Here is a 22,810-nt window from a genome sequence, read left to right on the forward strand (position 1 = left end):
ACACAATTCACCCATAAACCTTATCGGGTCGCCCTGCATCAGGTATCAGAAAAACCAATAAAAATCGACATGAACCATTGCCTAAAATTAAACCGTTATAGCCTGACAAAGGCAGGTTAAGACATTCTGTACTATTGCCTATTCCCTATTCCAAAGACCTAGCATAGAGAATATAACGCGAATTTTGATACGCGATCGCAAAATCTAGAGGGTGAGTGCTACTCGTCAGCAGATAATCAGCGCCATACTTATTCATCACAGCCTGGGCTTGGTCGGTTGTTAAGCTGTTATAACCAGCCCTAAGCGCCTGCTTCATCTTACTGAACGTAACTCGTTCACCCGGTTGGGGCCAAGGGTTGAGTGTACCACTCAAGTCAGTGAGACGTTCATACCAGTCCAACACTCCCACTTTCGTCGGGGGGATAAACTTAAATTTGGCAACAGTGGGGCGTTCTGCCACCCAAGTAAAGGGGGTAAGTTCTGCGGGGGGTGTAACAATCAGCGCATCATCAGGGGTGTTCGTGCGAATCCAATCACTTATAGCCTTGCCTTCGGGGTCTATCCCCTGTTGTTCACTGGGAAACTCAGATAGTGCAACGAAAGCGTGGTGAAATTGTACAGCCTGAACAGTACAAGCCCCACTCAATAACACAATACAAACAAATAACAAAATGGGTCGTGCTTTACCGATAAAGCTTTGCTCCAGGGCGCAAGCAAACAGCAGACAAGTATTTAGGGGTAACATCACATCCCCCAGCCGAAACGGGTAATATTGTAAGAACGTACCCTGATCATCAAACGGTGCGATCGCGAGTCCTAAACCAAAGGGTATCAACGTCAGTAGCGTGAACTCCGCCAACCCCATCCGCACTGCATGTTCCTGAGACTGTCGCTGGCGCCAAAGTATGCCCACACTCAGCGCCAACACCAGCAAGTAAACAGCCGGTTTTATCCACCACTCCGCCGACCAATAGAGGGGATTCAGGTGATGAGGAGTACGGATAAACACATAAACATAGGATGGTTCAATAGCACCTGTAGGACTAGGTGTCAATAAATGTTCCAGAATCGTGTAAATCGATAACGCACTGGCGATTAGATAAATCGCGACAACGGAACCCAGATAGCGAATACTTCTAAAATGGCGGTGGCGTCTGAGTAGCAACCATCCTCCTATCACCAGAGACGCCCAACCCCCGACAAAAATGTGGAAGAATGTAGCTAGCCCCAAAAGAAGTGCCATCAGGCGATAGTGACCCGTTAACATCAGCCCAATAGCGAACAGCAATAAACCGTAAGCTACAGCTTTCGGCTCAACTCCTCCCACCAACCATTCACGGGCAACTACCCCTTGATGGTCATCCACATAGAGAAATAAGCCAACCGCCAACAGCAGCAACGGCAAACTCAACCCCAGCTTTCGACCCAGAAACACTAACCCTGAAGCCATTAAGGTGTAACACAACAGCCGCCCGATTAAAGACGTGGCTAAAAACCCCCAAGCCGCCGCCATTGAGCCAAACAACGCCAGGAAGGGGATGCGATAGCCCGGAGGCTGATTGAGATACCAGTCGCCGGGAATCCAACTTGGGTCAGCATACTGTCTGGCAAAGGGTAAAATATTGACTTCATTACCGCCACCCATATTGCCATCCAGCAGGAACCCTAAACTGAGGAATGCGGTGACGACCAAAATTTGAACGCTGACTTGCTTCCAGTGGGTTCGTTCTTGATTAACCGGATTGGTTTGTATGGAATGGCTTGATATCATCTCGTTGGTCACTGGCTTAAACCATATTCGTTGCCCAGTATAGTAGTTTGACACTCTCCCTTTTAGAAAAAGGGAGATTCTATAGAACTCACGCTCTATATACCCTGGGGAAACAACTCTAATTGTCTTCCCAGGTTCCCAGGCACCCGGCGTTTGCTCGACTGAGCGCCGGATTTTCTCCTTTTAGACACTGTTAATTCAGTGCTGGGCGTTTCAAACAGACAAAGCTGTTTGGGTTTCCCACAGTCCGTGGGTACCTTAATTAGTTTCAAGCCATATTCAACAACGGCTTTGTGTTTGATATTTCGTGCCGCCTGCTTGTCCGCATGATCGAAATGACCGCACTCGGTACAGATGAATCGCTCTCTATCCCGGTTAGCTTTATCGATATGACCACAGGCACTGCACTCTCTGGATGTGTTTCGTGGGTCAACCTTGAGCAAGACCTTTCCTGACTTCTCAGCCACGTACTGAATCTTGGAGATCAACTCTCCCCATGAGGCATCCAGAATGGAGCGATTTAGACCCCGCTTGGCTGATTGACCATTAGCCAGAAAGCGTCCAGTTCCCTCATCTGGCTTAGGTTTACACCGCCTCACCATGCCTTGAACGTTGAGGTCTTCTACTACAATGGCATCGGCTTTTTTGACTAGTTTGTTGGCTACCTGCCTACGTCCAGCATTTCTGCGATTGGCTATCTTACTGTGCAGTTTTGCTACCTCTGCCACTCGTTTTTTGCGATTATGACCACCCTTCTTGGCGCGACTGACACGGCGTTGGCGAATCGAGAGAGTCCGCTTAGTCTTCTGGTTAGTAGCAAACCTTGGATTGGGAATATCACTCCCATCGGAACAATGCACTAATCGGGTTAAGCCCATATCCAATCCAACCGCCGTTTTCACCTCGGATGTTGGTCGGGGTGTAGCCATTGGGACTGACTTGTCCTCTAGTCGCACACTTATGAACCATCCATCAGTTCTGCGGCGGATTGTCACACTCCTGATGGCAAATCCATCGGGTATAGGACGGGAATTGAAAAAGCGCATCCAGCCAATTTTAGGCAGATAGACCAAGACCCCTTTAAACTTAACCCGACCAGGTTTGTATTCAAACGACCGAAAGTTACTGCGATTTTTAAATGCCGGGAACCCTCGCCCATCAAAGAAGTTTTTATAGGCAGTATTCAACCGAGCGATATTGCGCTGTAAAACATCCGAGTCTATTGATTTGTACCAAGGACGGGCGGCTTTAAGGTCTACCAGTCCAGCGTCTTGGATTGTGCCAGCATTGCGTTTTTTACCGCTATTCTGCCAAGGGTTTCCTGTTGCTCCATTTTTGACGATACAGCAGGTCAGTGGATAAGCTTCTGATGAAGTTCTTAGGTTGCAGTACGCGCCTTGGATGAACTGCTGTCGATAAGTTTCAATTCGGTCAGCCAGACACCAGTTGTAATGGCTTCTGAGCATATTAAGCCACGACTCCATCTTGACAGACTGACTGCCAGATGGACGTAGTTTGTAGACGTAGCTTAAAATCATGACTGACTAGGTACTGTCGCTATTGCTATACTATAAGTCATAAAAGCAATTAAGGGTAGAAGTTCTCGACTGCTTAGACAAGAATTTCCGCAACTCTTAATGCTTCCTTGTTTGTGGACTCATTCTTATTTTGCTTCTACCGCTGTAAATGTTAGCAATGAAACAGTTAGGTGTTATATTGAAAACCAGAAAAGATGACGGCGAATGAATTCGCCGCGTCGAACTTCATCCCCGATTTAAAAATCATGTCCTCGAACGAAGTGAAGGAACGGGGCTTCCGTTCTCCCGCTCTTTCTCTGTGAATAGCTCTCCCCCAGAACCCGTTGATTTGTCGAGGCGGACTCGATAAATTAACCAATCCCAACGTTTATAGAGGAATTCAAGTGTGGTCAACGTTTTAGTCACAGGTGCCGCCGGCTTTATCGGATATCACCTTAGTCAACGATTACTTGCCCAGGGTGATACCGTGATTGGACTAGATAACCTGAATGCGTACTATGATGTCTCCCTCAAACAGGCTCGACTGGCGCAACTGGAGAACCAACCTGGGTTTCGCTTTTATAAACTCGACTTAGCCGATAGAGAGGGAATTGCCCAGTTATTTGCCCAAGAATCCTTTGAGTTTGTCATTCATTTGGCGGCGCAGGCGGGGGTTCGCTATTCCTTGAAAAATCCCTATGCCTATGTGGATAGTAACTTGGTGGGTTTTACCAATATCCTGGAAGGATGTCGCCATTCCGACATCAAGCATCTGGTGTTTGCTTCATCCAGTTCGGTGTACGGCGCGAATACGAAAGTGCCGTTTTCGGTACAGGATAATGTCGATTGTCCCATTAGCCTCTATGCGGCTACTAAGAAAGCGAATGAATTAATGGCTCATGCCTATAGTCATCTGTACAACATCCCGACAACTGGCTTGCGCTTCTTTACGGTCTACGGGTCGTGGTATCGTCCCGATATGGCATTATTTTTATTTACCAAAGCGATTCTCGCTGAACAGCCGATTAATGTGTTCAATTATGGTCGGATGCAACGGGATTTTACCTACGTTGATGATGTTGTCGAGGGGGTGGTGCGAGTCATGGGTAAGATTCCGCCGCCGGAAGCATCAGGAAATGCTTTACCTGGTTCGAGAAGTTCTGCTCCTTACAAACTCTACAACATTGGCAATAATCAACCGATTGAATTGCTACAACTCATTGAAACCCTCGAACAATGTTTGGGCAAAACGGCTGTGAAAAATATGCTACCTATGCAACCGGGAGATGTGCCGATTACTTATGCGGATGTGGATGATTTAATGCAAGATGTGGGATTTAAACCGAATACGTCCATTGAAGTGGGTGTGGAACAATTTGTTCAGTGGTATCGGTCTTATTACAATATTTAGTTTATTTTGTCAAGAATCAGATTTAATCGGGGCGGGTTTAGTCGCATCTAGGTGCAACAGAAATGATAGTAGTGAAACCCGCCCCTACACAGGTGAAGGTTTAAACCTTTTTTATTCGTGATTCTTCTGTTCGTCATCCGGCTGGATGTTTTCCTCCATCCGTTTCATCAATAGCTGTTTTGCTTTGAGAATGTCGGATTCGGTTCCATAGTGATTGTGATAGTAGTAGTAAGACCGGGTGGTATACCCTTTAACACCATTGGCAACCACTCCTAACACGGTGGCGTTAGAGATTCTCATAGTATCCAAGGCTTGCATTAACGCCGAGCGATCGCTCTTACCCAAGCCCACCACCATCATCACACCATCAGCGTGAGCCGCCAAGAGACGACCATCTGCTAGTCCTAACACAGGTGGTGTATCGTAAATCACTAGGTCAAAAACCGCATGAAATTGTTCCATCAAATGTTGCATCTTCTTGGAACACAGAAGACGACTGGGATCGGGCGGGACTTGACCGGCGGTGAGGACATACAACCGATCCCACATCGGTAGGCGCTGGATTGCTTGTTTTGCTGTCAATCCAGTAGCAATCACGTTACTTAAGCCGACCTGGTTATCCAGATTCAAATAGTGATGCACCTGAGGGCGGCGTAAGTCCGCATCCACCAGCAACACTCGTTGACCCATGGCGGCGGCGGCTTGGGCGAGGTGAACGGAAACAGTGGATTTTCCTTCTGAGGGGGTGGCTGAACTAATAACGATGGAGTGAACAGGTGTATCGCTACCCAGAAACCGAATATTCGTTTGGAGGGAACGGAATGATTCTAAGAAGGGAGACGCATTGTAGCTTCGGGATGAATGGCGGGATTTTCGACCGTTAGTGGACGGGGGTGATGATGCTACCTGGCTTAAGTTTGCCGTAGACATCATCTGTTGTTTGAGTTGTTTTTGGTAGGGAATAATGCCCAGTAGAGGCAGTTTGGTTAAGTCTTTGAGTTCATCGGGAGAATGGAAGACATTATCCAAACGTTCGATCAGCAAAGCCATGCCCATGCCTAACAATAACCCAGCGATCGCACCTAATGTGATATTGCGCTGGGTATTGGGCCACACGCGGACTTGGGGGACTTCTGGCTTTAATATAATCTGCCAGGGTAAGGCTTTCTGGGCGGCTTCAATTTCCAGATTTTCCCGCACCGCCAGAAAGCGATTTAAGCTATCGGTAGCGACTTGGAGTTCTCGCTGGAAATCTGTGTAGCGGCGGGCGATAACGGGAATTTGTTTAACCTGGAGGTTGAGCAGTTGAGCCGATCGCGCGATCGCACTTTGTTTGACTTGCAAGACTTGCAGTTGATTAGTCGCTTGCACCAGTTGCTGGGTCAAGTTTGTGCGAATCGAATTGGGAGAAGCACCGGACACCCCAGCCTCGCTTAGGCTGACGCCCAAAACGTTTTGGGATTCTTGGCTAAGTAAAGGTAAGAGATTATCCCGTTTCTGGCGTAAGGCTTGCATCGTGGGACTTTGTGGCGTAAACCTTGCCGATTCTAGGGCGATCTGGGATTCAAGTTCCGCGAGTTGGTTGAGTAACTGTTGGTAGCGAGGGGCTTCACTGAGGCTGACTGTGGCAATTGCTTGCTGGGGTGATAATCCCAACTGTTGTAAGAGGGTGTTATAAAGCGATCGGGTTTCTTGATACTCAACCTGAGTTTGTAACTGCTGCTGTTCAATCGCGCTCACCCGTTGGGATAACTCTTGGGCTTGGATTTCCGGATCGAGGAGGTTATGTTGTTGGCGAAAGGCTTGCAATTGTCCTTGCAGTTTATTCACGCGATCGCGCAGCACAGGTAACTGGTCATCCACAAACTGAATTCCCTGTTTCAGGTTCAGTTGTCGCTCTTGTAAAGAGTAGCGCAGATATCCTCGAGCCACTTCATGTAAAACCCGCCGCACTCTTTCCGGCTCAGTATCCCGATAACGCCCTTCCAGGATCTTGGTGTCCCCCAGTCGGCTGACAATTAGCTGACTCATTAAAGACTCGTAACTGACCTCAGGATAATGCTTGTGGATCTCTTGGACAATAGCCTCCATTAGCTGAGGAGAGCGTAAAACCTGAATCTGGGTATCATAATCCAGTGTGGAATTCCGTCCATCACCACCACCCACCACTTCCGTAAGTTTGTCTAAGTCTCCTTCCTCCGTGACGGGTTCAACCAACAGTTGAAACTTGCTTTCATATTTTGGTGTCTGATTCAACGTCCAAAAACTGATTCCCGAGGTCACCGCGATCGCGACTCCAGCAATGACTAAAGCCCGACGTCGAATAACGTTGACCAACTGTCGCAATGTCCATTCATCCGCTTCGGGTTCCGGAGGTGGAGTCCGGTAGACTATCGGTGGTGCATACTGCGGGTGTTTTCCATTACCATTAGGCGATAATGGTGGTTGAATCTGACCGATCTCCATCTTCCCCCTACTCCTTCTGCGTGGATTGAGCGCTATAGCTAAGAGATCATATTACCAAAATTAATGGGTTTCCTGCTCCCTGTCCTTAGTCAAGAAAACCTGATCGACTTTCACCATCAACTCCATCAACTAGAATCCCAAAAATCTCAAGATCGAGAACACATTGCTAACTGGACTTACAATTGTTCCCAACGTATCCGTGACTCGGGTAAAGCCGGAACGTCTGACGATAATCACATCATTGGGGCGCAAGGGCGGATTGCTTTGATCGTTAACATCGGCAGTAAAATCCACCTCAATTTCCCGTTTTTGCACGGTGCCATTGGGTTGGAGACGAATCAACTCCACAGAACTCTTACGGGCGCGACGGTTATCAAATCCGCCCGCTGCTAACAGGGCTTGATTCAAGGGTGAGTTAGCCGCAATGGAGACTCTACCGGCTCTCTGGACTTCTCCTACTACATTGACATTGATAATTGCCGCCGAGAAACTAGCAGATGCCAATTCCGTGGCTTCTGAAGCGGTCAGAGTTTCGGCTTCCGGGACTCTAATCGTGTCTCCCTGTTGCAAAATCACATCTTCGGCGAGATTTCCCTCTTGCAGGAGGTCCCAGAGATTGACAACGATTACTTGCTCAGAGCCATCTCTGGTGGTACGTCGCACTTCCACGTTACGAATATCGGCAGATTGTGTAATACCGCCCGCCACTTGAATCGCTTGAGTTACCGTTGGCGGTTCTGTACTACTACCACCACCGACATTACGATTACTGCCACTGGCACTGTCAGCTGTAGCGGCTCCCGATGTGGCAGCGGTTACGGTATAAGGACCCGGACGCACCACTTCCCCGACGACGGCGACTTTAATAGGTTTGACCGCTTCGGCTGAAAAACTCGCAGTTGCTAGTTGACGGCTTTCCACGAGGTCAATTCCGGTAGTGGTGGGGATGAAGATTTCATCGCCATCTCGCAAGGTCACATCTTGGCTAAGATCGCCATTTTGCAATAACTGCCAGAGATTCACCGTATACCTTTGGCGGGTAGCTAAGTTAGTCAGGCGGCGGATTTGCACATTTCGGACATCAGCCGAGCGAGTAATGCCGCCAGCCACCTGAATCACTTCAGTCACGCTAGGAAATTGTTGTCCTTCGTTGAGGGTGACGTTGTAGGAACCCGGACGATTGACTTCCCCACCGACAGCAATTTTTAGGGGGCGAGCATCAATCAGGGTTAAGGTGACTAAAGGGCGTCTGACAAAGGGAGCATATCGCTGAGAAATCCGTTCACTAGCTTCATTGATGCTTAACCCTTTGACAACGATACTGCCAGCAACGGGTAAATTGAGGGTACCATCAACTAAAACCTGGTATTCTCCAGTGTATTCAGGAACATCAAAGATCGTCACGCCAACGCGATCGCCTGCTCCGAGGGTATAGGGTAAATCGGGTGGTGGATTCGTCACCGTCGTTGGTGCAAGGGGCGAAAATGTCGGGACTTGCGCCATTCCCGGAAGCGGTGCGGTTAGGGCAAAAAAGGCGAATAGGGTTAAACCTGCCACAGATGGTGTTAAATGCTTGCTCAAGTTGATCCTCCCGATCCCCATAGTGCGAAAATTGTCAATGGGTCTTTTAACTCTCAGTTTAGTCATATTTATTACAGATGTCTTGGTTCATTCGTGATCAGCTCACATTACCGTTGAAGCTAATGGGGACGAAAAAGTTCATTTTGCCAAACCGTTAAACTCTCAAAACCTGAATCAGAATTCCCTGCTGAATCAGATGATCAATATGCTGTTTAACGTGACCCGCTAAGTCTTCACTTTTAACTAATAATCCCATTTCCATATTCAGGGTTAGGGCATATTCAGTTAAATTGGCACTAGAAATAAACAGGTGTTTGCTATCTGCGATCGCACATTTGACGTGAAGGGAACCATATTTGCCCTCTTTATCGATAGGTCGTCGCTGTTTGGGCCACACCAACACCTGTGCCCGTTGCATAACTTCGGCTCCCAGTGCTGCACTGACACTGAAAGCGATTTTACCGTCACCGGATTGGGGCGTTTCGACTAGAATTCGTAAGCTGACCCCTCGATTCATGGCTGCCACTAACGCCTGGGCAATTTCTGGCACTTTGTAAACGGCAAAACTGATAATCGTCAACTCCTGTTTGGCTTCCCGAATGAGTTGCAACAGCACTTGGTCAGTGCGGCGCAGGGGAATGCCTGGGGATTCGGGTCCTGTCCAAACTAACTCCACCGATAACGCTTCTCGTGCTGTGGCGACACCGTAGGCGGCAGACGTCAGAGCTGCCGCGAGTGCGCGACTATCCAAATCGTTGGCGTCTTGTTCCCAGGTTTCGAGTAGATTGGCGACGAGGCGGCGAAAGTTAGCATTGGCAAGCTGGTTTAAAACGGTGGCTTTGAGTGCTTCATGACAAGACGTATCAGAACTCGTGGCTAAGAGTCGGGTTACGGATTCCACAGCGACTAGGGGAAGCGACTGGGCAACCGAGTGAATGGCAAATAGCAGTTTAGGAGTCACTGGAAAAAAGCTAAGTCAGTCAATTGCACGGTGGGAATCAACAACGCCCGATCAAGGTACTTATTACCCCGTTCGCAGGACGTTTCCGGACTGAACAAGCAAGCATGACAAGCCGCCCAGTGCAATGATGCTGTACCCGATAGCGGTGCATGTTCGGCACAGAGGGGATCAGACGAACAAAGACGCATTTGTTCCAGGGCTTGGGCAATATGATGTCCCAAGATGGCAGGTTGCCCTAAATTGACTAACCCGCCTAGGGTTCCCTCGCTATCAGGAGCGGCGGTGTAAATTAAAAGTCCTGCCTGAGAACCATTCTCATCCTCTGGCGGTCTGGAATAGATTCGTTCCCGCAGACTAGCCGCATTGTACCCGCATTCGATCGCAAGCTGCCGCATCAGGGCGTGGGAAAAGGAGTGCAGTAGCATATAGCGAATACCCGGAAATCGTACCTTGTCCGGGTCTAGGGAGCGGACATTGCACCAATTTTTATGGGCTTCCCGGCTACGTTGTTCGTGCTTTTTGACAGGGGGACGTTCCTCCCAGGCTTTCAGGACTGATTCTTGGAATTCCAGAAAAATGCCCTCGCCTTTCACTTCCGTGGTTGGCACCCATTCAGGAGCATGACGGCTGATACAAACTTGGTAATCATCGGGAATTTCTTCTGCATCGGCAAAATCACCGGGGGATTGAATCCGGGTAAACCCAATCAATGCGCGTACTTCCCGCAGTCGTTTCACCAGAACGGCTTGATTAAACCAGTGTTCGTAACCTTTGGGCGGTGCTACGGGGTCGAGTTGAAACTCCTTTGTATTCTTGGTGGGGTCAGCTTGGGAAAAGATTTCCCACTCCGGAGTTTTCAAATCTCCCGCACGGATAATATCCTCCTGTCCTGTTTGGCGTTGCTCGATTTGTACCCAAATCTCGTCTAGAGGATATTGGGCAAATTCTTGGAGTTGCCCCATCGCTTGCATGGCTGTGAGGATACCGTTAAGAATTTCTGGACTGGTTGCTTTGCTTAAGGCTGTCCAGTACTGCTCCACGAGCTGCCCTAGCTGACTCGATGCGGTGGGAATAGAAAGGGCAGAAAGGGTGATACCAAACCAGCTATTTGAGGCTCCCAAAAGAATGCTTTTCATCTGCTGATCACAGGAGTCGTCAAAGCTACGCAGATGGGGATGACGACCTCGACAGCGGGGCATATTTTTTTTGCCCGATTCCCCAAAGGCATCGGATAATCGTCGAGGTGGTGTATCGCAACCATTGCATTTAACCACAATATCTGTAGCGGAACCGGAAACGCCCAATTCCTCTAAGCGTAATGAACCTTTACACTCAATATTGCCTCGGTGAACGAAATACATCCAGGGGAAATCATCGAGATGTCCATGTTCACAAGCGACCAAGAATCGAGCTGGAATTACCGGGGGCGGCTTGATCGTTCTGTGGCAATTTTTATGAACGTAGCACGTCTTATCCGGTCGGTAAGGATTGGGTTTCAGGGCAAAAAATTCCGATTGTAAGGGGGCAAGTAAGCGACATTTAGGACACACCATCCAGCTTGGGAAAGGGGCGACGGGAATGCCGATTCGGGATAGTTCACTTAGGGAGAGGGTGGAACTCTGCTCATCTGGGGGGATGGGCGGTGCTTTAAGCTGTTTTACCTGTTGCCCCAATTCCCCACGCACGGCGGCAAGCAGGCGTTCTTCTGCTAGTTCAATACCACGGTTTTTGTCCCAATCTTCCAGTCCCATGATCATAACTGAGAGATTGGGTAAGTCTGCGATCGCACCAATGCCAAAGGAAAATAAAATTTGGCTGGGTCGCAGTTCGCCGACTTTATAGCTGTAGTTGGACTGATTCATTGGCAACAGGGAATAGTTATCTTATGATTCCTCTGGCATTTCCATACCCATAGGTTGGGGTAAACGAGAGAAATCTTCATCGGGGGGTTGGTCGGTGAGGATTAAACCCACTGTTGGTTCTACGTTTCGCAGGGAGTTCAGACAGGTAAAATCCTGCCATTCCTTACTGCCTGCGGCGTCGAGTAACTCAATCGTCGTGCCATCCCGCTTGTCGGCTTGATACTTGAGGATGCCACCTCCCAGCAGATTCTCGGCTTTGTGCTTCCATTTATCTAACCGAGTTTCCAGTTCCTGGCGGACGTATTCCCCGATTTTGACATCCTCAATTAAGCTGGCTCGCTGTACAATGGCGTCAATGGCGGCTTGAATGTAAGGATGATCGCGTTCGATGCGTCCAGCCGAGTCATTTTTATTGAAGTCTTGACCCGATTGCCGCACCAAAGAAACGAACAAGGCAGTTAAGCCCCGATACAACGCACCCGAGGCAAAGGGAGTGACCGAAAGTGCTTCCACGTTTTGGTAGAAGGTGGCGTGGTAATGGGCAAAGCGTTCGTAATGGGACAAATCCCTCGGTCTTGCCCAGTTGTAAACGGTAATCACTAAACCCGGATGGGTGCGTCCCACCCGCGACGTCGCCTGGATATATTCAGCCGTATTCTTGGGTTGACCGCAGGCAACCATGACGCCCAAGCGTTTCACGTCTACCCCGACGGAAATCATGTTGGTGGCGAGGATAACATCTAAGGGGTCAAGTTTTTCCACCTTTTGTCCGGCTTTGCGTCGTGCTTTGGTTTCGGCTTGCTGTTGGGGGTTAAAGGGAGTTTCTAAGCGATCAAGGATAACGGGAATGTCGGTGGAGTCTTTGCGCGAGGTGAGTTCATCGATGGTGATGTTCAGGCGTTTTGCCAGTCCCCGCCGATCCATTTTGGCGAGGCGGGAGGTGATGTCATCTTCCACCAGACGGCGAGTACCGCCTAGTTCCCGCAGGGAGTTGAAGTAACCCACCAACGTCATCCAAGGGTCGGCGTGTTCTCCATAGTTTTCATACAGGGCTTGAGAGGCAGCAAGACTAGCCACGTAAACTCGGATAATCGCTGCTTTCAGTCGGCGTCCAGGGGCGCAAATGCCCAGGTAGCGGCGACCGGGGGTTTTTGGGCTGGGTTGGCGCTGTTTGGAGAAGAAGTTATCCTCGACATCTAATCCGGGCGGCGGGAAGACGTGCAGTTTCCGCAAGAAAAGGTTGTGAACTTGGGCTTGGGCTTGGCGAATTGTGGCAGTGGAGGCGACGACTTTGGGACGTACCCGCTTGCCATCGACGTTCCAAGAGGATAGCTGGTCTATGGCTGTTTCGTAGAGTCCGACTAATGTCCCTAAAGGACCGCTAATCAGGTGCAGTTCGTCTTGGATAATCAGGTCAGGGGGACGCAACAGGGGATGAGGTAGGGTTTTGGCGGCGGGTAAATTACCTGTGCGGTTGTGGCGGTTTTTATCATCTACATCGGGGGAACGAAAGCCGTGGCGTTGGCAATACCCGTTTACTTGCCCGAATAGCATTTGTACTTCCCCTTTCCAGGGCATTTGGGCAAATTTATCAACGGTGGCGATTAATAGGGCAGGTAAGCGGCGATAGATTTCTTCATCGACGACTAAAACGGGTAAGCCTTCCCCTTTGGAGAAGGGACAGCGACCGAGGGGGTCGCCACAGCGAATCAAGGTGCGACCTCTGCCTTTTTCGACGGGTTCGACGTGAATATGTTTGCCCGGTTCAATTTTGCTGCCGCACCAGGGACAGTTGGTGAGTTGGTGGGGGGAACCGCCGCTATGGTTTTGGTATTGTCCCCGGGATTGTTTGGTAAATTCTTCACTTTGGGAGGTGTAATTGGGTGTGCTGTTCTGTCCCACCCATAACCCGATGCGGATGGGTTCAGTCCCCCATGTTTGTTCGTCGTTTCGCCGGATGGCTTCACAGGCACAGATTAAGGCAGTTGCCCGTTGGAATTGTTGCAGCGTCAATAGGCGCAGGGTGTAGCGCATCAGGACAGCGACGCCATGTTCGCCGTCACGTCCGCCAATTTGTCCTTGGAGTCGTCTCAGTCCAATGGTGTAGGCGGTGAGTCCCAGGTAGGCTTCTGTTTTACCGCCGCCTGTGGGGAACCAGAGGAGGTCGGTTATGGCATCGGTGGGATGACTTCGGTCCGGGTGGTGCAAGTCGGTCAGGCTGGGGAGGTTGAGGAGAATAAAGGCAAGCTGGAAGGGATACCAACTCCGGTTTTTTGGTTGGTCGATGTCTGCTAGGGAGGGCTGGTTTTGTTGAGAGGTTTTCTGTTTTTCCCTGGTGTTTTTGGCTAAACCTGCTACAGTATCACGGCGCTTTTTCTCGGCATAAATTGATTGAATCCGCTGCTGCCACATTGCCCGATTCATAAACTGGAAGGCGGTTGTGGCTAATTTATTAGATTGCAACATGGTTAAGCCTTGACAAATGCGTTCTAATGTGCATTGGCAATTAGCGATCGCACGTTGGGCAGCATCACGGTAATCAGCTAGTCCGGCGGCGGGGTCAGATAGGCGTTTTTCTTGGGTTTCTATCCAGGTTTGGTAGGCGGTAATTAGGGGAGTCAGTTTAGCGGCTAGGGTCTCACCGTTGGTTTCCGACAGGTCTTTCATGTCCAAAACTAAACCCGCTAATTCCGGGATTTCCTCAGCCGTGGGTGGTGTGGTTTTGGCAACTTCGTAGATAGGGGCGACACAGGTAGAGAGACAGACTGCCCGTTCGGTGGTATTGGGGGCAGTTTCAGCATGGACGCTAACCCCATGTCCCACAGCAAATTCGACCTGACGGCGATACAGCATCGCCATCGCCTGATTTTCGGCATGAATTATCGGGTCGAGGTTTTGACCGGAACGGGGTAGGGGTTTGCGGATGAAAATATCAGGATGGTGGTTATCGGCGGAACGGACAGTGAGTTGGGGTTGAAATAACCAAGCGGAGTCTCGATACGGTTTCGGTTCATGTTGTCCGTTGACCAGGAATAGAGTGACAATCCAGTCCCCATTATCCTGGCGGCGGGTTTTGCCTCGCACGAAAACCTCATATTTGTCTGGTAGTACCGTCCAGTCAAATTCACCGCCATCGATGAGGTTTTGGATACGGACACCCTGCATGGGATAGCGTTTCCAAATTTGTTTGGGAGTGCCATCTTCCTTAAAGCTGAGTTGGCTTTTCTCTTTTTTATAGGTTCCCCATTTGGCAGTGATTTGCAATTGTTCCGCCGCGCCACTGACACAGAAGGTCATGCCAAAGGAGGAGGGAAACATGGTTTCCGAGGGTGGAATGGTGGCTTCGGTAGTGCCTTCCTCGGTGTTACCTTTATCTGCAACGGTTAATTCGTCCTGTTGTTCTGGTTTTTCTTCTGGGGTTTTGTTACGGTGCAAGGGGGCAAGTAAACCGATAAGATAGCGATCGCTAACACTACTTTCTTCAATCTCCTCTGTTTCACCATTGACGGGTCCGAGGAGGTCATTGAGAATTGCTGTTTCAAATTCGGCGCGGATGCCCTCACCCCCTAACCCCCTCTTCCCTAGGATAGGGGGGACTTGGATAGGGGGGACTGGAGAGGGGACTGGAGTCCAAACTTCAGGGGTAGTTTGGGGCGCTGGCTGAGACGGGGAATGCCTTTTTTTGGTTTTTGTTTCTTGCTTTTTGAAGAAACGGCTAATTTCAGCGATAATATTATCCGCGATCGCACCATTAATTCCCACTTCATCGGCATGGTCAGAAAGGTCGAGTCCTGCTAGCAAAACGGTCAACTGCTTTTCTGGGGCAGAAACCACAGCACTCCAATCTAATTGTGCCGTGCGATCGCGCAGTTGTTGATTAATTTGGCTTAAATTTAGGTCGCCAGGGAGGACGGGGGGAAGCGGGATTACTTTCATTTCGCTGTCTTGCCGAGATTCCACAGTTGGGGGTCGAACTGTTGCAACAATCGTCCGGGATTTTGGGCGGGAACCACTAGGAGTAAGGCACGCATTGCCCGGGTCATGGCGACGAAGAGGGTGCGACGTTCTCGCTGGTAAATTTCCGCTTTCGCCTCGTCTGGCGTACCTCTGGGAATAGTCGGGAAGGGAGTATTCAGAAAGCCTGCTATTGCCACTATAGGAAATTCTAATCCTTTTGCCGCTTTTAGGGTGAGGATTTTTACGCCTTGTTTTTTTAAGTCTAGCTCACGACTAGCCATAAACGTAGCCTCTAATCCCTGATACTTAAGCTGTTCGGCTAGGGTTTTCCCTGCCTTTTCTGTGGGGGTGAGAATCGCACAAGCGCCAATTCCTAAGCGGAATTCACGGGCGGCGGATTTGCAGAACCGGGTGAGGAGGGCGGCTTCATCGGCTGATGTGGTCACTGAACGGACAGCCGGAGGGGGTCCGGTGTGGATATAGTCACGCTGTACTATATCATCCAAACTGCCACCGACTAGGTAAGAGTGCGCGGCTTCGTTGATTTCTTTGGTGGTGCGGTGGTTGACGTAGAGGATGCCTGTGCGCCCTTTAAATTTTAGGTCTTGGTGTATATCCCGCCAACGGAAGCTGCTACCGTAGATGGATTGGTTGGCATCAGCGGTGACGAACAGGCGGTTGGGGTGACGGCACAGTTGCCAAAGCAGGCGCAGGGCGTTGGGTTCCAAGTCTTGGGCTTCGTCGATAATCACCGCATCATAGAGGGGTGGGTTGTCCATCTCCCGGAGGATTTTCAGGGCGCGGCTGCGGAGTTGTTGCCAGGTTTCTAAGCTTTGTTCACAGAGAAGTTGATAGAGGTGATGGCGCAGATGCCAGATGGCTTGGCGCTGGGTTTTATTCAGGGCTATTTCTCGTCCAGTGCGGGGGGTGGTTAAATAGTCTTCGAGGGCTGTAATTTCTCTGGCTTCGATAACGGTGTTAATTTCTGCGATTAAATAGTCGATGTTCAAGCGTTCCAGGATTTGGGCTTGGGCTTGACGTTGCAGCAGATTACCGGGTAATGAGTCAATCGCTTTCGGTAGGGCTTGTTTAATCAGTCGCCGTAAGTCTTTTGCTTGGGCGAGGTTGGGTTTGCCCGTGGCTTGGCAGATGATAGAATAGGCGATCGCATCGGCTGTTTTTACCTCTACATACTGGATATCATCCCCTAGTAAATTTGCCAGCAATGCCTTTGAGAAGGCGACTAAAGCGTTGGTATAGGTGGTAAATAAGAGTTTTGGGGTACTACTCGACTCCTCCCTTGATAAGGCAGGCTGGGGAGAGGCTTTCAAGGTTTCCAGAATTGCCCGCACTCGATACAGGGCGACAGTACTTTTCCCGGTTCCCGGACCTCCTTTAAGCAGAGTTGGACCACTGGCATTTATTGCCCAGGTGAGGTATTTTTCTTGTTCGGGATTGAGTTTGAGGAGAAAGCCGAAAATATCGCCTTGTTTAAATCGGAGGAGGTTATCGACATCACCGGTGAGGAAATCGGGTTGTTGTAGGATGTCCACCAGGGGACGTTCAAATAAATAGTCGTCGAGTTTGAGAATAATATCATCGGCAATTCCTGGACAATCAAATAACTCCTCGCGGGTTTTAACTTGGATTAATCGCGGATGGCAGGGTTCAGGGATGCGAAGGTTTTCTAGGAGTTCGTGGGTAATGGGTTCTGGGAGTTTTGTTTGTGCCGGGTCAGGGAAGGTAAACAGTCTTTCCCAGTCGGGTTGATTAGGTTTAGTGATATCTATGAACTTAGGGTCAAGTCCACCGAGGAATTCGGCATCGATTTCTTCGTCGTAGGTGTCATCATCGCGGCGGCGGAGGGCGAGTAAGCTAACGTAAGGATGGTCAAAGGTGTAGAAGATGCGGTAATTTCCGGAACGGAGGCGATGGAGTTTTCCGCCTAAGTATTTGAGTTGTTTTTTGACTTTAGCATCGGGGGTAGGGTCTTGAGAGAGGAGGTTAATTTTTTCCAGAATTTGGCGGCTTTCTTTTGCAGATAGGGCAAGCCATTCCGTCTGGAATGTGGGTTTCATTGTTGTTAGCCAAGGGGTAGTCATGTCATGTCTGGTTGAATAGTTACAGTATTAATGGAGACAAGATAGAGGGCAAAAGAGAAGGAAGACGGAAATGATAACTGACGAGAAGGACAAGATGTCATGGGTAAAATGTTGGAAATTTAGTAGAGGGAACGAGTGAGGACATCCACAATCTGGTACAGAACGTTTTCGGGATGATGAAACACCTCCTGATTAGAAAATCGCAGTACGGTAAAGCCATTTTTTTGCATCCATTCATTACGAATAGCATCTTCGGCTTTTCGGATCTCATGAATGCTACCGTCTAATTCAACAACCAATCGGGCTTCATGACAGTAAAAGTCAGCGATATAGCGACCAATGTTGTGTTGTCTACGGAATTTGGCGTTGAGTAATTGTCGATTTCGCAAACATTGCCAGAGGAGTTTTTCGGCGGGGGTTTGTTTTTTGCGGAGTTCTCTAGCCCGTTGGAGTAAGATGTCTGGGATATGTCGGTTAATTCCGGCGAGGTGGTCTCCCTTTTTCACTTCCTCTTTCACTTCCTCTCCGACTCCCTCTTTCACTCCCTCTCCCTGTGGGAGAGGGCTGGGGTGAGGGTTAATCTTATCGGAGAAAAAATCTGACATACTTATCTCCTTAAACACATTGCAGGCAAAGCACCGATGCAGAAAATACTATTTCCGACTACTATATGGGTACTCTTCTCATAGAATAAACTCCTATTCATTACTAAAACAAACTTGTCTGTCCCGGCGATGCTTTCTTTTTCCCTTTCTTCTTCCGAGATTTTCCCTTTTTCTTCTTATCGTGCAATCCTGCGGCGACTTCTTCGGCGTAACGTTCGTGGTTCAATTGTAGGAGTCTGTCGAGGACTTCTCGCCGTACAGTTTCGCTGATAGTGAAGCGTAATCCTTGTTTAGTTTCGTGGAAATCGTGTTCTAATCCTCCCGCCCTTTGAGAGGGGAGTAAGTCTGTCCAACCATAGGCGGCGGCGACGGCATAATCCATTTCGATGTGGAGTTGGCGCAGGTGTTCGATATCGCTGTCGGTTTCGTCGGGATTGTGGAAACGGTTGTAGGTTTTGGTGAGTCCTTCTTGGCGTGTTTGCATGATGGTTTGGCGGTGAGTGTAGTATTTTTCGCCTATTTCTTCTAGGTTTGGGGTTGATGTGGGAAAGGGGAAGGTTTCAAAGCCATCTGTGGGGGAATAGCGAATTCCAGCATCTCTCATGGTTGAACAAAATTCCCAAGCCCATATATTATGAATAGAAGACTGTAATAAATTAAAGTAGTTGTATGTATCCAAAGGAAATACAACTAACTGTTCACTAAAAACAGTATTTTTAGGAACTAGCGACAAAATAAGCAACTTGCTTACTCTGGCAGCAACCAACACCCGATCGCACTCCGCGATCGCATCATAGAGTGCTGGTCGTTTATCTGCATAAATCCACCATTTTTGCGGCAGTGGTTTCCGAAGTGCAAATTGACCGTTTTCTTTTCTTCGAGTTCGTTCAGGCTTAACCTTCTCTTCTACAATTGCCAAACAATCCGGATAATCAGCCGCATAGGGCGCACCTTTAGGCTTCTTCGGATTGTCATGTTCAGCATCAAAAGCCCAATCTTTAAAATTAATTACCCAGCGACTCGGTGATTGGTCAGGGTTAGAATTCAAATCCTGACCATTTAAATAAGGAAATAAAACATCTTGATTGCGAGGGTCTTTTTCAATTAAGGCTTGGGCTTCTTCTGGAGTCAAGACAAAACCCATACCCAGCACATACGAACCAATAAACGATTTATCCTGATTTGCTGCTAACCGATAAGGCTTTCCTACAGTTTTCCCCGGTATCGTCAAAAACGATGTAATTCCCTCAACCGGCTTTTCATCTAAAATAAACTTACTCTGCCAATTCCCTTGCCGCAGCCAAACATGAGCCACTTCTATACTCGCCGTTCCGGGCCACTTGCGACTAGGAACCGCACGAGGAATAATGCAACCCTGCGCCACCAATTGGTCTAATCCAACCTCGCGGGTATCCCCTTGGGCAATTGTATTGGTTGCTAGTAAACCCAACCCGCCATCTTGACGGAGTAACTGTTGCCCACGTAAGAAAAAATAAGCACAAATATCAGCATTGCCGCGTTTACCATTGGCAATCCATTCCACCAGAAAATCTCGGTATTCTGTACTCAGTGCGCCCGTAATCTTTTTACCCCCCATAAACGGCGGATTACCAATCAGGGCGTGGAAACCCCTCTCTGACTCCAACTCCCTCTCTGACTCCAACTCCCTCTCCAACTCCAACTCCCTCTCCAACTCCCTCTCCCTGAGGGAGAGGGCAGGGGTGAGGGTCAGGGAGAGGGCAGGGGTGAGGGAAAACACCTCTGGAAACTCCAACTCCCAGTGAAACGGGCGCAACTCTTCCTCCCTAGGCAAAACCGCGCGATCGCGTTCCGACACATCCGCCTCACCTTTTGCCACCCATAATAAGCGCTGGCGCAATGCTTCTTGTTCCGATTTCGTCCCTTGGACAAAATAACTATAAATGAGTTGATTAGCGCGATCGCGTAAATCCTTTATTCTGGCATTAGCCTGGGTCAACAGAAACGCCTTCTCCTGTTGATCGTGCGGCGTAGTCACCGGTTTGGCTTCAATTTGCAAACGCAATGCGATCGCCTCTTCCACTTCTCGGAGAATGCGATCGCTACCCACATCCAACTGGAGTATCTTACTACTGGTATCCAAATTCCAACAGCGCAACTGTGCCAAACTCACCCCCACCAGAGAATCCCCACACTTGAGGGCGTGATCTAAAAATGTAAACGGCTTACTCTTTTGCAGCGTCTCCAACCATAACGATAACTTCGCCATTTCCACCGCCAAAGGATTCTTATCCACCCCATACAAACAGCGTTCCGCCACAATCCGCTTTGCCACAATCAGCCGTTCATCGGCATCAGTAGGAATCAAACACTCCTGTGGATGCGCCTGAGACAACTCCCCTTCTGGCGTAACCACCACATATTTTTTCGCCCCTCGCCCCCTGCGAGACGAGGTTAGAGAATGAAGTTCCAACCCTTCCCACGCCTCCACCAACCGTTCCGCCAAATAGCGACAAGCCTGAACCAAAAACGCCCCCGAACCCATCGCCATGTCACAGACTTTTAGCTGTAGCAACTCCGCCGCCGACTTCAGTCGCCACTGTTCCTTGGGTTTTCCTTCAACCACTCCTCGATAAACCAAAGGTTCAAGAGTATAGCGAACAATCTCCTCAGTCAAACTGCGCGGCGTATAATGTGTCCCCGTTTCCCGACGATCCGAACCTTGAGTCACATAGACACTACCCTCTGGAATCACAATCGGATAATCAAACGTATCGAAGCGAATCAGTTTAGCAAAGGGTAAAACCCGATTAAACAGGACGGTATCATTATTACAAGCAATCAGCAACCGTTGACTTTCCATAGAACTAAGCCCCCCCACAGAACCTCCCCCTCGCCCTGAGGGAGAGGGGACTAAGGGGTGAGGGCGAACCAGAGAACTAAGCCCCCCCACAGAACTTTCCCCTCGCCCTGAGGGAGAGGGGACTAAGGGGTGAGGGCGCAAAGCCTTCCGCAACGCCGAAACCGATCGCCCCGTCACCTTCTTCAGAAACCCAACCACCTCCTCCTCACCCTGTTCCCACGCCTTCTCCAAATCCACCAGCGCCACTTCTGGTTCCTTATCCTTCGTCCCGATTAATCCCAACACCGTAGACATCGCCCGCACCGCCGTATGGTCAAGCAACCCCTCATAAACATGACCAATCTGTTCAATATCCAACGCCCGAAACGACAGCCGACGCGGTTCTATCCCGCCCCCTGGCACCTTCACCTGCAAAAGTTGCAGCGCTTCCAATAAGTGCAGAACCGTGCGATTATTAATCGGAATCGGGTTTGATGGGGTAGTCTGCCAACTTTTACCCAGAGGGCGTCCTTCCAGAAACGGAAATCGGTCAGGATCAAATAAATCGCCCCCATAAGCAGGCAATTGCAGCGCATCGTGGCGAATTCCCGCATACACCGCCCGAAATGTTGCTAGCAGCCGACACCAACCATCATGGCGATACTGCAATATCTCCTCCCCCTGCTGATCTGCCACTTCCCGTAACTGCGATCGCAGGGTAGACACCGCATAACATTGGTCGTAGAGTTCATCCCCCAGTAACAGCAATCCCTTCTCCTCAGCGGAGAAGAGAAACACCAAACGCATCATCACCGTCAGCGCCGCTTCATACAATTGGGATTCCGAGATTCCTGCAAGGAGAGTACCATTGCGATCGCCATCAATCCGATCCAGCGCTTGCACCAACACCTCCACCGCCTTGCGAACCTGATACCCTAACTGGTCAGTAACCTCCTGTTGACTATTGACACTTTGCCCCAAAAGTGCTTCTAAATTCGGCTCTTCCACAAAGAACCGCCGCACCCCCAGCAAACTGCGAAACGCCCTCAGAGTAATATGTTCTTCCAACCAGAGATTAGCGTACCAAGAGATAAAGCCCGTCGTTTCCCCTCTGGGCGCATTCACCAGCATCCACCTATCGCCATTCGTAACCAATCCCAAGCGCACATTGCAACTGTGCAACAGTTCCATCATCCGCGTCGCCGGACTCGCCTTCCAGCGTTTTCCCGCCAAAGGTTTATCCAAATCCTGACCAGCAGGAACAACCTGAATCAACAGGCGACCCTCACCCCAGCCCTCTCCCTGAGGGAGAGGGCTGGGGTGAGGGTCAGGGTGAGAGTAAACCACCCAATCCGGACGCAGCCTATCCTGATGTTCCGCCACATCCACACTCAATCCGGTGGGAATCTGCTGTCCCGACAACAGCACCTCATCCGGGAATTCCAACACCTCCTGCAAAACAAACTCCACCCAAGCGCGATGAATCGCCGGGTCAGGTCTTAACCCCTGCTGATTATCCTCCCATTCTTCAAAAGCCAGACGCAGACTCCGCAACAGTTCCGGGTCATGGGCGTCCAATCCTTGAGGAAATGCCTCTAACAGAACAGGCATACTCAAAAACAGACCTGATGCTTCAACTAAAGATAACCATTCGGCGTGGTGACGTGCAGTAGACATAGCAATTGTAGAGTCGTGCCGGAATCAAAGGCAGGTTCATCTCCTTCTTAACATGTTCTGGGAAGACTCTGGAGACAAG

Annotated in this window: 11 protein-coding genes and 1 pseudogene; 2 read left to right on the forward strand and 10 right to left on the reverse strand. The window is 49.6% G+C overall.

All coding sequences use genetic code 11. From position 1 onward, the window contains the following. Positions 1-145: 145 nt before the first annotated feature. Both RIG27_RS25980 and RIG27_RS25985 read right to left on the reverse strand, forming a co-directional pair. Complete coding sequence (locus RIG27_RS25980; protein ID WP_446350027.1) at positions 146-1,771, reverse strand: DUF6798 domain-containing protein; 1,626 nt, start codon at positions 1,769-1,771, stop codon at positions 146-148. Between the two features lie 95 nt (positions 1,772-1,866). Next, complete coding sequence (locus RIG27_RS25985; RefSeq protein ID WP_446350028.1) at positions 1,867-3,309, reverse strand: RNA-guided endonuclease InsQ/TnpB family protein; 1,443 nt, start codon at positions 3,307-3,309, stop codon at positions 1,867-1,869. A 36-nt stretch (positions 3,310-3,345) separates the two neighbouring features. Between RIG27_RS25985 and RIG27_RS25990 the strand changes: the two are divergent. Both RIG27_RS25990 and RIG27_RS25995 read left to right on the forward strand, forming a co-directional pair. Continuing rightward, a pseudogene (locus RIG27_RS25990) lies at positions 3,346-3,507 on the forward strand (transposase); the annotation flags it as partial. Positions 3,508-3,694: 187 nt separating this feature from the next. Next, positions 3,695-4,699 carry an NAD-dependent epimerase gene (locus tag RIG27_RS25995; RefSeq protein WP_446350029.1) on the forward strand — a complete coding sequence of 335 codons (1,005 nt, stop codon included), beginning with the start codon at positions 3,695-3,697 and terminating at the stop codon, positions 4,697-4,699. A gap of 111 nt (positions 4,700-4,810) precedes the next feature. On the opposite strand, the gene RIG27_RS26000 is transcribed toward RIG27_RS25995, so the two are convergent. From RIG27_RS26000 to RIG27_RS26035, 8 genes are all read right to left on the reverse strand, one after another. Further along, positions 4,811-7,165: a GumC family protein gene (locus RIG27_RS26000; RefSeq protein WP_446350031.1), complete on the reverse strand. Its 2,355-nt coding sequence runs from the start codon at positions 7,163-7,165 to the stop codon at positions 4,811-4,813. Positions 7,166-7,294: 129 nt separating this feature from the next. After that, positions 7,295-8,746, reverse strand: coding sequence for an SLBB domain-containing protein (locus RIG27_RS26005; RefSeq protein ID WP_446350033.1), 1,452 nt, complete (start codon positions 8,744-8,746; stop codon positions 7,295-7,297). A gap of 154 nt (positions 8,747-8,900) precedes the next feature. Beyond that, positions 8,901-9,707: a DISARM system phospholipase D-like protein DrmC gene (gene drmC, locus RIG27_RS26010; RefSeq protein WP_446350035.1), complete on the reverse strand. Its 807-nt coding sequence runs from the start codon at positions 9,705-9,707 to the stop codon at positions 8,901-8,903. Then, positions 9,704-11,569 carry a DrmB family protein gene (gene drmB, locus RIG27_RS26015; protein ID WP_446350037.1) on the reverse strand — a complete coding sequence of 622 codons (1,866 nt, stop codon included), beginning with the start codon at positions 11,567-11,569 and terminating at the stop codon, positions 9,704-9,706. The genes drmC and drmB overlap by 4 nt, the downstream gene beginning before the upstream one ends. A 21-nt stretch (positions 11,570-11,590) precedes the next feature. Then, on the reverse strand, positions 11,591-15,505 hold the full coding sequence (gene drmA / locus RIG27_RS26020) for a DISARM system helicase DrmA (protein WP_446350039.1): 3,915 nt from the start codon (positions 15,503-15,505) through the stop codon (positions 11,591-11,593). Next, positions 15,502-17,604: a UvrD-helicase domain-containing protein gene (locus RIG27_RS26025; RefSeq protein ID WP_446350041.1), complete on the reverse strand. Its 2,103-nt coding sequence runs from the start codon at positions 17,602-17,604 to the stop codon at positions 15,502-15,504. The genes drmA and RIG27_RS26025 overlap by 4 nt, the downstream gene beginning before the upstream one ends. A gap of 143 nt (positions 17,605-17,747) precedes the next feature. Then, positions 17,748-18,233 (reverse strand): endonuclease domain-containing protein, encoded by a 486-nt coding sequence (locus RIG27_RS26030; protein WP_446350042.1) that lies wholly within the window; start codon positions 18,231-18,233, stop codon positions 17,748-17,750. A gap of 103 nt (positions 18,234-18,336) precedes the next feature. Further along, positions 18,337-22,731: an Eco57I restriction-modification methylase domain-containing protein gene (locus RIG27_RS26035; protein ID WP_446350044.1), complete on the reverse strand. Its 4,395-nt coding sequence runs from the start codon at positions 22,729-22,731 to the stop codon at positions 18,337-18,339. Positions 22,732-22,810: the final 79 nt, after the last annotated feature.

The organism is Coleofasciculus sp. F4-SAH-05, from assembly GCF_040222985.1.
GTDB lineage: Bacteria > Cyanobacteriota > Cyanobacteriia > Cyanobacteriales > Coleofasciculaceae > Coleofasciculus > Coleofasciculus chthonoplastes.